The 12,823-nt window shown below is 55.5% G+C and carries 13 protein-coding genes; 10 read left to right on the plus strand and 3 right to left on the minus strand.

Annotated features, from left to right (window positions below; all coding sequences use genetic code 11):
• Positions 1-25: 25 nt before the first annotated feature.
• Positions 26-1,750: a DNA polymerase/3'-5' exonuclease PolX gene (polX, locus tag ACYOR7_RS14205; RefSeq protein WP_479914368.1), complete on the minus strand. Its 1,725-nt coding sequence runs from the start codon at positions 1,748-1,750 to the stop codon at positions 26-28.
• 407 nt (positions 1,751-2,157) lie between these two features.
• Here polX and ACYOR7_RS14210 point away from each other — a divergent pair, with 407 nt between their 5' ends.
• The 6 genes from ACYOR7_RS14210 to ACYOR7_RS14235 all read left to right on the plus strand — a co-directional run bounded on the left by ACYOR7_RS14210 (position 2,158) and on the right by ACYOR7_RS14235 (position 5,830).
• The gene (locus ACYOR7_RS14210) at positions 2,158-2,295 is read left to right on the plus strand and encodes a hypothetical protein (RefSeq protein ID WP_479914369.1); all 138 of its coding nucleotides are present in this window, start codon (positions 2,158-2,160) and stop codon (positions 2,293-2,295) included.
• Positions 2,296-2,452: 157 nt separating this feature from the next.
• Positions 2,453-2,887 (plus strand): hypothetical protein, encoded by a 435-nt coding sequence (locus ACYOR7_RS14215; protein ID WP_294804913.1) that lies wholly within the window; start codon positions 2,453-2,455, stop codon positions 2,885-2,887.
• A gap of 22 nt (positions 2,888-2,909) precedes the next feature.
• Positions 2,910-3,458: a deoxycytidylate deaminase gene (locus ACYOR7_RS14220; RefSeq protein ID WP_294804912.1), complete on the plus strand. Its 549-nt coding sequence runs from the start codon at positions 2,910-2,912 to the stop codon at positions 3,456-3,458.
• 16 nt (positions 3,459-3,474) lie between these two features.
• Positions 3,475-4,146, plus strand: a complete 672-nt coding sequence (locus ACYOR7_RS14225; protein WP_479914370.1) for a hypothetical protein — start codon at positions 3,475-3,477, stop codon at positions 4,144-4,146.
• Complete coding sequence (locus tag ACYOR7_RS14230) at positions 4,143-5,006, plus strand: N-acetyltransferase family protein (protein ID WP_479914371.1); 864 nt, start codon at positions 4,143-4,145, stop codon at positions 5,004-5,006. Before ACYOR7_RS14225 ends, ACYOR7_RS14230 begins: the two co-directional genes overlap by 4 nt.
• Positions 5,007-5,023: 17 nt before the next feature.
• Complete coding sequence (locus ACYOR7_RS14235; protein ID WP_294804906.1) at positions 5,024-5,830, plus strand: alpha/beta fold hydrolase; 807 nt, start codon at positions 5,024-5,026, stop codon at positions 5,828-5,830.
• Here ACYOR7_RS14235 and ACYOR7_RS14240 read toward each other — a convergent pair.
• Positions 5,827-8,286 (minus strand): M1 family aminopeptidase, encoded by a 2,460-nt coding sequence (locus ACYOR7_RS14240; RefSeq protein ID WP_479914372.1) that lies wholly within the window; start codon positions 8,284-8,286, stop codon positions 5,827-5,829. The genes ACYOR7_RS14235 and ACYOR7_RS14240 overlap by 4 nt on opposite strands.
• 52 nt (positions 8,287-8,338) lie before the next feature.
• Positions 8,339-10,246, minus strand: coding sequence for an AMP-binding protein (locus tag ACYOR7_RS14245; protein WP_479914373.1), 1,908 nt, complete (start codon positions 10,244-10,246; stop codon positions 8,339-8,341).
• A gap of 123 nt (positions 10,247-10,369) precedes the next feature.
• Here ACYOR7_RS14245 and ACYOR7_RS14250 point away from each other — a divergent pair, with 123 nt between their 5' ends.
• The 4 genes from ACYOR7_RS14250 to ACYOR7_RS14265 all read left to right on the plus strand — a co-directional run bounded on the left by ACYOR7_RS14250 (position 10,370) and on the right by ACYOR7_RS14265 (position 12,675).
• Positions 10,370-11,038: a hypothetical protein gene (locus tag ACYOR7_RS14250; RefSeq protein WP_479914374.1), complete on the plus strand. Its 669-nt coding sequence runs from the start codon at positions 10,370-10,372 to the stop codon at positions 11,036-11,038.
• Positions 11,039-11,110: 72 nt separating this feature from the next.
• Positions 11,111-11,749 carry an NADPH-dependent FMN reductase gene (locus ACYOR7_RS14255; RefSeq protein WP_479914375.1) on the plus strand — a complete coding sequence of 213 codons (639 nt, stop codon included), beginning with the start codon at positions 11,111-11,113 and terminating at the stop codon, positions 11,747-11,749.
• Positions 11,750-11,810: 61 nt separating this feature from the next.
• A complete protein-coding gene (locus ACYOR7_RS14260) occupies positions 11,811-12,149 on the plus strand; it encodes an ArsR/SmtB family transcription factor (protein WP_479914376.1) in 339 nt (112 codons plus the stop codon).
• On the plus strand, positions 12,130-12,675 hold the full coding sequence (locus tag ACYOR7_RS14265) for an SRPBCC family protein (RefSeq protein ID WP_479914377.1): 546 nt from the start codon (positions 12,130-12,132) through the stop codon (positions 12,673-12,675). The genes ACYOR7_RS14260 and ACYOR7_RS14265 overlap by 20 nt, the downstream gene beginning before the upstream one ends.
• Positions 12,676-12,823 lie beyond the last annotated feature (148 nt).

The raw sequence follows: 12,823 nt of genomic DNA on the forward strand, positions 1-12,823 counted from the left end.
CCTACCTAAACTCCTGATATATCGTTTACTTGAGCGCCGCAAGGAGCCTGTCGGCCGGCAGGGTATTGAGGACGTCCGCGGCGGTAGCCCACCCGCGCCGGGCCTGCCCTATCCCAAACTGCAAGAACGCGTAATGGAGGGGGTGGTGCGCGTCAGAGTCTATCGTAATCTTGACTCCCTTTTTGACAGCCGTCCTGACGTACTCGTCCCTGAGGTCGAGGCGGTTGTAGTGCGCGTCTATCTCCAGCGCCGTGTCTGTGTCCTTTGCCACGTCCGTCAGCCGGGCGATGTCGACTGGGTATCCTTCGCGCCTGTTGATGAGCCGGCCAGTCGGGTGGAAGATAATGTCCACGCTTGGGTTTTTTGCGGCGCTTATTAGACGGGCGGTCTGCTCCTCTATTGACAAACCAAAGTGGGAGTGTATGGCGGCGCCCACGATGTCCAGCTTGTCGAGCACGTTGTTTTCTATGTCAAGCGACCCGTCCTTGCCGATGTTGACCTCGGCAGACGCAAGCACCCTGACGCCTTTTAGCCTGTCGTTTATCTCTGATATTTTCTGCGCCTGGTCCAAAAGCTCCTGCCCGTCGAGGCCGCCGGCCATCGCAAGGCTCTTTGTGTGGTCGGTGATGGCGATATAGTCGAGGCCAAACTCTTTTGCTGCAAGGGCCATCTCTTCAATGGTCGCAGTACCGTCGCTGTTGTCGCTGTGCACCTGCAGGTCGCCCCTTAAACTGCCGTATTCTATCAGACTCGGAAGCCTGCCTTTTATGGCAAGTTCTATTTCGCCGGTGTTTTCCCTCATCTCTGGCGCCACCCACGCAAGCCCGAGGGCCCTGTACACATCCTCCTCGCTTGCGCCGGCCACTCTCTTGCTTTCATCAGCAAAAATGCCCCACTCGTTGAGGCGCAGTTCCCTGGCAATCGCTATCCTGCGAAGCTCCACGTTGTGCTCCTTGCTCCCGGTGAAATACAGAAGAGCAGAGCCCCAGCTCTCCCCAGGGACAGCCAAAAGGTCGCAGTCAATTCCGCCCTGCAGCCTCACAAACGCCTTGGCCGGACCCCTGCTCTTTACCTCCTCGACTTCGGGCATTTTCACGAAAAAGTCCATGACTTTTTCCGGCTCTGACGCGCACACGATATAGTCTAGATCGCCTATGGTCTCTTTCATCCTGCGCGCCGAGCCTGCAAGGGCCGCGTGCTTTACTCCCTCAAGTCCCTTCAGGCGCGCCTCTATCTTCTTGGCAAGTGGCCACACCTCGCCTATCACGCTCCTTCCTCCGCTCTTTTTTGCAAACTCTATTTTCTTCAGGATGTCCTGCTCTTTTCTTGCCGTGATTCCCGGCACGGTTTTCAGCTGGCCTTCAAGCGCGGCTTTTTCAAGACCTTTCAGGTCAGTCACCTTTAGCTTTTGATAGATAGCCTTGAGCGTCTTTGGACCGATGCCCTCTATGGCGCCAATCTGGCTGATATCTATCGGGATTTTTTCTTTCAGCTCGTCAAGGTGCTTTATCCTGCCGGCCTTTAGGTATTCTTCAATTTTTGCAGCGATTGCCTTTCCGATGCCCGGAAGTTCCAATAATGCATTGATGCCGCCCTTTTCATAGATTCCAGAAACGTCTTGCTCCAGCGCCTCGATGGCGTCTGCCGCCCTGTAGTAGGCGCGCGACTTGAACTGAGCGTTCTCTGAATCCTCCACTTCCGTCAGAAAGCCGATGTCGCGCAGCGCCCTGGCAACCTGTCCGTTTTTCAATCAAACACCTTTGCCGCGCATGGTTCTTAACGTTTATCAGTGAGCGTGCAGGAAATACAGGCACTGTTACTGCAGAACGGTAATGATGATGGCTTTCTAGCTCTGAGCCGTTCGCAACTATATTATTCTTCTAAAAGAACATGGGAAATGGGACTTGGTGGAAATGCCGTAACTGACCACTTCCCATGTTCATGTGAGTCGTTACCTGCAGTTGTCTGGAAGGTGATTTTACTATTGATAATACGCCCTTTTGCGCTATCATAAGCAGTAGCTACTACTCAAAAGCGCCGCTGATACGGTTTGCACAAGCTGATTATTCAACGCGCTTTTGATTATTATCAAGCCCCGCTGAACCGTACGGGCGCGCTATGAGCACCGTTAATCTCTAATCCTTCCGATATAACGTCGTGATCGAAATGATCGAAGCAATCGGATACGTGGCAATGGGCTTTGTTGCGACATTCGCGGCAATGGAAGCTGCTTGGAGGATAGCAAAGCGCGACGCGCCTGCCTTGCAGGCGGCAGCAGCGGCAAGGGTCCGGTAAAATGGAGCCTTATGAAATCGCCGGCATCGCCGGAGTCGCATTTGTCGCATGGCTCGTGAGCTCCAAGGTGCTGGACGACGAGATGCGCCTGCGTCTGAGGAGAAAATCCTCTAGGTAATGTTATAAGGCAACGCATCGGCAGCTGCCCTGTACATATATGCCGTACCAGGACGCCGACGAAGGGCACAGGATTCTGATAGACGACGTTCTAGCGCACTGCAAGCAGGTCTTTGACCAAGGGTTGCAGCTTGAAGCGATACTCTTGGCGCATGAGTACCTTGAGCAGAGACTCAACAACTTTTACAGGCACGGCGATGTAATGGTGCACCGCAAGTTCAAGCACATCATCGACGCGCTGCATTCGGGCCGGCACCTTTCAGACGAGGACTATGCGGTGTTGAACGAGTTCAACAGGCTGCGCAACGTAAACTCTCACCGTGTTCTCGACGATACACTGGAGCTGCGTGGCGCGAAAAAGGGCGACATGGCAAGGGCGATGGACCTTGCGCAGGAATGCGACGCGATAATATCAAACCTGCCAAAAAAGAAGACGGCAGGAAAAAAGAAACGTAAACAGCAACAGCTTTTATAGCAATCCTGCCAACTAGCCCCTGATGCAAAGGCCCGACTGGGACACCTATTTCATGCTGCAGGCCGAGATAGCCAAGCTCCGTTCAAACTGCCTGACGCGCCATATCGGCGCAGTCATTGTCAAGGAGAACAGGCAGATAGCGACGGGCTACAACGGCACTCCTCCGGGAATAAGGAACTGCTTTGAGGGCGGCTGCCCCCGGTGCCTTGCCCGGGTGAGGGGTGAGGTCAAGTCCGGCGAGAGCCTTGACCGGTGCCTGTGCACGCACGCCGAGGCAAACGCGATAATGCAGTGCGCCATGTTTGGAAATGCCGGCAGCACCCGGGGCGCTACCATGTATTCCACTTTTGCGCCGTGCATAGAGTGCAGCAAGATGGCTATAAGTGTCGGCATCAAGAGGATAGTGGTGCTTGCAGATTACCCCGAGGACGGGACGCAGCTTTTGCGCGACGCGGGGGTGGAGCTTGTCAAGATTGACCATGAAAAACTGAGGCCGTGGCTCAACGTCATCCCGCAGGACCCCGAATCGTCGGCCAAGGCAGTCAGTAGCAGTAGTAGTAGCAGCAAGTAAAAGAAGATGGCAGTGAATGGACAACGTCCACATCACCCAGTTCAACGTGCAGCTGTATTTCCGCAGGCCGGCGCTTGACAGCGAGCTTTTGGGTACGGTGTTTTCAGGCGCGCAGGGCTTTGAGGCCAAGCCCGTCGCGGACGACTATGGCACGCATCCGATGCAAGGGACGATGTCTTTTTACCGCGAGGGATTCAGGATTGCGCCGGTGCAGTCAAATGTGCTTCCGTTCCGCATCCTGCAGGTGATGAGCTACCCAAACACGCTCAAAGAGCCGGACGCAGAGACTCTTGCGTGCCTGAATTTTGCCGCAGCTCAATTGCAAGAGCACCTGAAAATAGACATTGAAAAAGACGTTTACGCTGTGCGCGTAGTTTCGCACGCCATAGTGGACGGCGGCAGGGAGCACATGCTCGCAAAACTGTCCAGCATCGAAGGCGTGCCGTCGCTTGCCGGCAGGTACGTCGCCCACAAGAACCCGATGGGCGCGCTGCAAATAGTGACGAAAACAGGGAGCGAGTTGTCGCACAGGTCGTGGAGCGACATCCGCGTGAGCCAATTCAAGGAAAACTCGTACGTGGTGACTATTTTCCATGAGACCGAGTCGCTTTCCCTTGCGCTGGACTGGATAACAGAAGTGAAGCAATTTGTCGCGACAATTATCCAAGAGATGGAGCAGGCGGCATGAAGATACGGCGGGCAAAGAGCTCTGACAAGGAGGAGATCCTGAGCTTTTGCACCGACACGTTCAGCTGGGGCGACTATATCGATCAGGTGTGGGACTATTGGTTTTCAGACAAGAACGGGAGGCTGTTCGTAGTAGAGGACGGCGACAAGAAAATAGGCATGTCGCACGTCGCAATCTGCCCAGGAAGAAGGTCGGCGTGGCTTGAAGGAGTCAGAGTTCGCCCTGAATACAGAAGGTCCAGAATTGCCACAGAGCTCTTGGAAAGGATGCTTGCCTACGCGGGCAGGCATGGGGCAAGGCAGGCATCTGCTATAGTCTCTAGCGAGAACGCGCCGTCGCAGCGCATGATGGAGAAAAACGGCTTTTTGGCAGTTTCAATGTGGGTCTATTACAGCACCGACCAAGAGTTTGGCCTGCAAAAAACTGGGGCGAGGCTTGCCACCCTTGCGGACCTTGGCAGAATATGGGAGTACCTGCAAAAATCGCAGATATACAGGCTGTCTGCCGGCACGTACGTCAGGGGCTGGCACTGGTATCCACTTGACAAAAAGGCATTGCGGGAGCTAATCAAGGAAAAGAGCGTCGCAGTCACGGGCGATGTTGACGGCGTCGCAGTAATCAACGCTAGGGGCTACTGGAAGAGGAACGATGTTTTGCAAATAGTGTACCTAGACTCGGCATCGAAAAAATCTCTGCGGGATCTCATTGCGTTTGCCGCCAACATGTACAATGATGGCACGTACGAGCACATGCACGTGGTATGCTACGACAGCAAGAGCATCACGTCAATGCTCAAGAGCTTCAAAAAAGAAGAGGACTCGGAGCTGTTCCTGCTTTACCGCAAGGAATTTACGCAGTAATCCTTGCAGACATGCCATTGGACTTTACATTTCTGGACGTTGACGGGCTGCGCGTCCGCTACGTCGATTCTGGCGGCAGCGGCCTGCCATTGCTTCTAGTGCACGGCCTAGGCGGAGCAATCGAGAGCTGGACAAACAACATCGGCGAGCTTGCGAAGAAGGATCTTCGAGTGATAGCGCTTGACCTGCCCGGCTTTGGCTATAGCGACAAGCCGAAAATGAACTACACGATAAAGTTCTACTCTGATTTTGTCGCAAAATTTGTACAGGCCCTTGGCCTCGCGCCACTTGCGGTCGTAGGCTCGTCGCTTGGCGGCCACGTCGCCTGCGAGCTTGCTCTGGCACATCCCGGCGTCGTTTCAAGGCTTATTCTGGTAAGCCCATCCGGCGTGCTCCCAAAATCGTTCAAAGGGTCGCCGGCGCTCTGGCGCTACATGAAGGTGCTGGAGGCCAAGTCTGTGGAGGAGGCGAAAAAGGCGCTCTATGCGGTCGACAACAAGCCCGTGAGCGACGCGTACGCCCGGGCCGCCTATGAAAAAATTGCCATGCCCGGGGCAAAGGAGGCGTTCCTGTCTGCTCTTGCGGGGAGCGCAAGAGCCCCGCGCCTTACCGCTGGCCGGCTGTCAAAAATCGCGGCGCCTATCTTGGTGCTATGGGGCAAGGACGACACCATGATCCCCGCAAAATACGTCGAGCCGCTTGTGAAGATGAAGAAAAGCCGCGTCGTGCTTTTGGAAGGCTGCGGCCACCGTCCACACGTCGACAGACCGCGGCTGTTCAACAGGATGATTGCAGACTTTGTAAAGGAAGAGAAAGAGGGCTAGCGCAGGCCCCTCTCCAGCCTGTCTATCCTCTGCATCGTCTCCAGGCTCTTTGCCTTCATCCTGTCAAGCTCCTCGCGCATCTGCGCAACCTCCTTTGGCTTTTTCGCCGCGTCCTTTATCAGGTTGATGCACTCCTCCGCCACGCGCCTCACTCTGTGGTCAAGGTCTGTCTCGGCCACCCTTGCAAGGTCGGGTATCGCCTTGACGTACTCGGCGTCGGCAAAAGCCCTGCACGCGTTTATCCTGACTCTGAACCAGTTGTCGGAAAGCAAGAGCCTCAGCTGGTCAACAACAGCATTGTTGTTGTCTACGAACTTGGCAAGCGCAAACGTGGCGGCCTCCCTGACGCGGTGGTGGTTGCCTAGTTCGCTCTTTTTCACCAGCAGGCTTGCGATATCTTTGTCATCAGGGAACTCCTTGAGGCCGGAGATAGCGCCCTGCGCCACGATGTTCTGAAACGACGTCGTTTCGGCGGCCTTTTTCAGCATTGGAACGGCGTCGGCACTCTTTGTCCTGCCCATCGCAGTCACAGCTTCCGACTCTACAAAGTAGCTCTCCTCGTGCAGGTACGGCTTTAGCATCGCAACTGTCTCGTGGCGCCTGAAATCGCCAAGTGCCTTTACAACTGCGCGCCTTGCCTTTGGATGCCTCACCTTCAGGCATTTTTCAAGCGCCCTGTATGCGCGGTCGGTCCTGATTGTGCCCAGCGTCTTTGCCGCTTCTGCCGCTACTCCCCAAAAGTCGCTCATTATTGCTTTTTGCAGCACGTCGACGACAGAGTCTGCGGAATGCGCCTTTAGTGCGCGGGCGGCCTCGACCCTCTCGACTACGGTCTGGCCGTTCTGCAATTGCTTTACGAGCATCTCCTTTGGCGCCTTGACTGAAATGGTTTTCAGCACCTTGAACTCGGGGTCAACAGAGAACCATTCCACCTCCCTTTCTATCGGGATCTGAAAAGTGCTTTCCTTGTCCGTGACGTCAAACGTGTATGTCTTTTTGGCTCCCCTTTCAAAAGCCAGCTTTACCTCAAGCGCAAAGGAGAACGGCTTCTCTTGCGCCTGCTCAACCCTTATCCTGGCGGTTTTCTTGTCCTGCGAAAACTCGACCTTTAGGTCCGGATGGCCCTCACGGAACACCCACTGGTCAAAGAACTGCTGCAGGCTCTTGCCCGTTTCAAGCTCGAACACCTTTCTCAGGTCGTCGGTCTCTGCTGTGCCATTTGCGAACCTGTGCAGATACGTCTTTAGCGAGCGGCGGAAATATTTGTCGCCAACAAAGTGGCGCAGCATGTGGAGCACGCTCCCGCCCTTTTCGTACGTGTGCCTGTCGAAGAGGTCATCGGGGTGCTTGTACGTTTTTGTGACGATGGGGCGCACGTACCTGCTGGCTGCCTCGTCGAAATAGTCGTCCGCAGTCTGCATCACGTAATAGTGGAACTCGTCAGTGCCCCTGCTTGCCTCCCAGTACAGCGCCTCGCAGTAGGTCGCAAACCCCTCGTTGAGCCAGATGTGCTGCCAGTCCCTGCACGTCACAAGGTCGCCGAACCACTGGTGCGCAAGCTCGTGCGAAACGAGGTAGTCGCTTGAAAAGTCTACATGGGCCTTTTTGTCGTGCAGCGTGTCCTGAGTCAGGGTGGTGCAGCTGGAATTTTCCATGCCCCCATAAACGAAATCCTGCACGCACACCTGCGAGTACTTTTCGTACGGGTATTTCGTGCCGAGGTATTCCTCAAAGAACTGCACCATGTCGCCCGTCCTGTCAAACGACCTCTTGGCGTCGTGCGCAAGCTCTGTCGGGACGTAGTAGTAGAGGCTGCCCTCGTTTATCTCGACGTACTTGCCCACCACAACCGACGTGAGGTACGCAGGATGCGGGTTGCTTTCAACCCAGTGGTACTTCCATTTCTTTTTGCCGCCCTTCTCTGCCTTGTCGAGCCGGCCGTTAGATATTGCCGTAAAATCTTCCGGCACTGTGATTATTGTTTCGCTTGAGAACTTTACCTGCGGGTGGTCGATGCACGGAAACCAGTGGCTTGCCTCGACGGTCTCGCCCTGCGTCCACGCCTCGATGCGCTTGTACGGGTAGTGCTCGTCTGGCGCGACAAAGTAAAAGCCCTTCCTCGGCTTTGCAGAGTATGAAATCGTGATTTGCGCCCGCTCGCCTTCCTTGAAGGGCTTTGGCAGTTTTATCGCAAGCTTGTCGCCGATTATGCGAAAAGAGGCTTTTTTGCTGTCAAAAAGGACAGATTTTATTTCCAATTCGCAAGCGTCCAGCTCTATCGTCGCATCAACGTCCTGCACGGCGGCAACTTCCAGCTCTTGCCTGCACGAGATGGTGCGCGCGTCCAGGTCCGGCTCTATTTCCAGCCTCATGTGGCTTATAGTGAAAACAAGCGATGGGGCATAGTGCGCCCTGCTTCCTGCGAGCTCGAACTTTTTTCTGGTCTCTTCCTGCATGACCCCTGCTAGCAAGAGGCGGTAGGATAAAGGTTGCTGGCCATCTGGCTGGCTAGATCAGGTCGAGACAGTGTGGGTTTTCCACGGTAGAGACGTCCTGCCCCGACATGTCCTCGCCGGCCACCTTTGCCCTCACCAGCCTCCTCACAAGCTTGCCGGTCCTGGTCTTTGGGAGCTCTGGCACGAGCCTCACCTCTTGTGGCCTTGCGAACCTGCCTATCGCCTCCTCGACCTTTTTCGCTATCTCTGCTTTCAGCTTCTCGTCGTGGGCGTATCCGTCCTTTACCACCGCGCAGACCACTATGGTCTCGCCCTTGAGGTCGTCTGGTTTTCCAACTGCCACCGCCTCTGCCACCGCCGGGTGCGAAGATGCCGCGGCCTCCACCTCAGCAGTCCCTATCCTGTGGCCGGCCACCTTGATGACGTCGTCGGCCCTCCCGCGCATGTACCACAGCCCGTCGCTGTCAACCGACACGACGTCGCCGTGGTACCAGACGCCCCTGTATCTTGAAAAGTAGGTCTCGATGAACCTTGCAGGGTCGTTCAGTATCCCCCTGCTCATCGAGGGCCATGGCTTTTTTATCACGAGCACGCCCTCCTTTGCCGTCCTGCCCTCTTCGTCAAGCACGCCGGCGTCGAATCCCGGTATGGGGCAGCCGACCGTGCACGGGCGCAGGGGCATCACCGGGAGTGCGCTCAGTATGGCGCCACCCACCTCCGTGCCTCCAGAGAGGTTGATGACGGGGCACCTTTTTGCACCCACCTTTTCAAAGTACCAGTTCCAGGCTTCCTTGTTTATCGGCTCGCCGGTGCACGCAAGTATGCGGAGCGACGAAAGGTCATAGCTTTTGGTGTCGACGTTGCTCTTCATGAACAGCCGTATGGCAGTCGGCGCCGCGCCAAAGATGCTTACCTTGTGGTCTTGCACGAGCCTGCACCAGGCGTCCGGCGAGGGGTGGTCAAGCGCCTCTTCGTACACGAGCGCGGTGGCACCCACAATCGGGCTCCCGTACACAACCCACACCTGCCCCGTTATCCAGCCAATGTCCGCGTACCAGAACAGGACGTCGTCCGGTTTCAGGTCGATGAGGTACGCGGCCTGCTGCGCGGCGACTGCCATAAAGCCGCCGTGCACCTGCAGCGTGCCCTTGGGAAGGCCGGTAGTACCAGAAGTGTAGAGTATGAAAAGCGAGTCTTCAGAATCCATGACCTCCGTCCTGGCCTGTTTCTTGCCGTTTACAAAATCGCTGTAATTGACAATGTTGTTTCCTGTGTTTTTGCCTCCGACCGTCACCACCTTTTCAACTCCCGTTCCTTCTATTGCCTGCGACCACTGCGCCTTAAGGTCGATGTCCTTGCCCCGCCTCCTTGCGCTGTCTGCCGTTACCAAGAGCCGGGCGCCGGAATCAACGAGCCGGGAGCGCAGCGCCGGCGCCGAAAACCCGGAAAACACTGTCGTGTGCACTGCGCCAATCTTGGAGCAGGCAAAAATGGCAAAGAACGCCTCGGGTATCATGGGAAGGTAGATTCCCACGATGTCGCCCTTTTTCACGCCGGCGTCCAGAAGGGCCGAAGCAAGCCTGCCCACTTCCATGTCCAGCTCGCCGTATGTTATTTTCCTTGCACTATTTTCATTGGCAAATATGTACGCGATTTTGTCCGGGTTTTTCTTGGCATGCCTGTCTATCGCGTTTGCGACGATGTTGCACCTGCCGCCCAAGAACCACTTTGTCCACGGAACGCCAGCGGCAGAAGAATCATAGACCTTGTCGTATTTCTGGAACCATTCCAGGCCGAGGTCGTCATTGACTGCGTCCCAGTACCACGAAATGTCGCCGTTTGCCTTCTCTACGAGCTCTTTGTAGTCGGAGATGCCGTGCTTTTTCATGAAACGCGCGATGTTGCTGTCCGCTAGGTGGCCGGCACCGGGCTGGAACGCAAACGGCTCCTTTTCCTCCAAATTGAAAGCAAGCGCCACCAGACGTCTATTTTACTTAACTACCGGGCGGTATGGAGGGGTCAAGCTGGCCCGATATTGGCACGAAAAATTAAATGGTGATGCCCGGCCATACCTGCTGATAACTTGGTCGTCGAGGAGGTCCGGTACGATTTTGCAGACTATCCAAGGTACGCGGACGACTTTGTGCGCGACCTCGTGAAGCTGATGATAATGTCAAAGATGAATTCAACTGCGCGCAACACTTCCTCAAAGACGTATTTCCAAAAGATGGTGTCGCAGATGGAAGGTTGCGAGGCAAACGTGGTGAAGTACGGCCAGCCGCTGCTGTACGTGAAATACCGCGGGATCCAGTTCACGGACCAGAAGGTGACGTCGCAGTTTGTCCGGACCAAGGACCACGTAATAGACGTGACGATGGAGTCTGTCTTTGGCGAATTCGTCAAGACGTTTGACAGCCTTGCATCCCTGTCAGAAAGCAAGGTGAAATGGGGGGTTGCTGGGAACAACGAAAAGGAAAAACCCGAGCCGATGTTTGCGCTCTTGGATAAATTCGTGGAAGCGGTGGGCCGGCTGACTATGTTAGACCCGGAGAGCCCAAACAGCCTCGCAGGCAGGCGCTTTGGGATAAGGAACGCAAGCGTCGCAAGAAAGTCGCTACACCTTGAATTCCTGATAGACGGCCGGCTCCACATAATAGAGCTTAACCCGGGCAAAAAGAAGGAAAAAGCGGTGGAACTGCTGTTTGGAAGCTCTGAAGCCGCAAAGGCGATAGCCGCCCTCATGACGCAGTAAATAAGCAAGCATCAATTTTCCAACTCTTGTCTTTTGCATAGCCTTATATAACCAAATGGTTATACAAAGGGCATGGAGACAGGGGAAAACATGCAACCCACAATTAACGTCCTCGGCGTGGCCGGCAGCATGCGCTCTGGCTCGTACAGCACCAAGGCGCTGGAAATGGCGCTAGAGCTTGCCAAAAAGCGCGGCGCGCAGGTGCGTATGCTTGAACTTGGCAAAACGGTATTGCCACTGTTTGACGGAATGTTGACCAAAGAAGGACGCGACCCTGGCACGCTGGCGTCAGGACCGGTGGAAGAGGCGGCCAAGGCCGTCGCTTGGGCTGACGCGTTCATACTTGCGTCGCCTGATTACCACGGTTCGGTTTCCGGCACGTTAAAGAACTTTCTCGACCACTTTTACAAAGAATTTGGAGGCAAAGTGTTTGGCTATGTCGTCGCGTCGCACGAAAAAGGGCTGACTGCGATGGACCAGATGCGCACGGCTGTGCGCCAGTGCTACGGCTGGAGCTTGCCTTATGGGTTTTCAATAAACGGCGACTTGGACTTTGCAGACGGCCAGATAACAAACGCCGAGCTGTCAAGGCGCCTAGAGATGATGTCCCGCGACCTCGTGGTGTACGGCAGGCTGTTAAGGGACCAGTTTGCCGGCGACCTCCAGTCAAGCGAGCCGGATACCTTTGCGGCGCGCTACAGACAGCAGTAGCAGGGTTATCGATATGGTATATAACCAAAATGTTATATTACTGGATTGCTATCAAGCAAGCATGGATACGTTCTCGGCCGTGGCCGACCCGACCCGGAGAGCGATGCTGGATCTGCTCTTTGAACGCGAGCGGACGGCCGGCGACCTTGTCAATGCGTTTCCAGCGATCAGCCAGCCAGCCGTGTCAAAACACCTGAGGGTGCTCAGGGACGCGGGACTTGTCAGCGTGCGGGTCCACGCCCAGCAGAGGATCTACGCCCTCCAGCCAAAGCCATTGTCCGAACTGGACGCCTGGATCTCCAAGTACGAGGTGTTTTGGCCAAAGCGCCTTGACGCGCTGGAAGAGTACCTGTCCAAGAAAAAAAGGAATGAGGAGAAAAATGAACCGAAAACCAAATGATGACGCGAACAACAACAAGACCGGCAATGTCATTATTGAAGGCGGCTATGCTACCCTCCGGTACGAGCGGTACCTCCCGTACCCGCCTGAAACTGTGTGGAAGGCTATAACGGACCCAAAAGAGCTCGCCGCCTGGTTCAATACCAAGGCAAGCATCGACGCGCGCCCCGGCGGGACAATAGATTTTGTCACCGCGCCGGCAGGGTTCCATACAACCGGCCGCATTCTGGTCTGGGACCCGCCACGCGTCTTTGAACACGAATGGCGCATCGCTTCTCACCCGCATCTTCCAAACGGCGAAGCAGAATCTGTAATCAGGTGGGAGCTGGTGCAGGATGCCGCCGGTGCTACTCTTCTCACCGTGACTCACAGCCGGCTGACAAAGGCGACTGGCCTAGGATTTGCTCCCGGTATGCACGCGTTTTTGGACCGGCTTGCCGCACACCTCCAAGGAGAGAAGAAATTGCCGGACTGGAAGGAGCGATACGATGCTGTACAGGGGTCGTACCCCTCTTGGCAGCACTGAGTGCGGTTGTCGTCAAAAAGAAGAAGAAAAAGTGATGTGCACCAAGGTACACACTAGAGTGTGTCAGTCGAGGTGCATTTCCTCATCTCGCTGAATGGGCGATCGGCGCAGGTTAGTGTCATCACTGGCACAGGTGGGACCGGGGAGC

Source organism: Candidatus Nitrososphaera sp. 86-2, assembly GCF_056726185.1.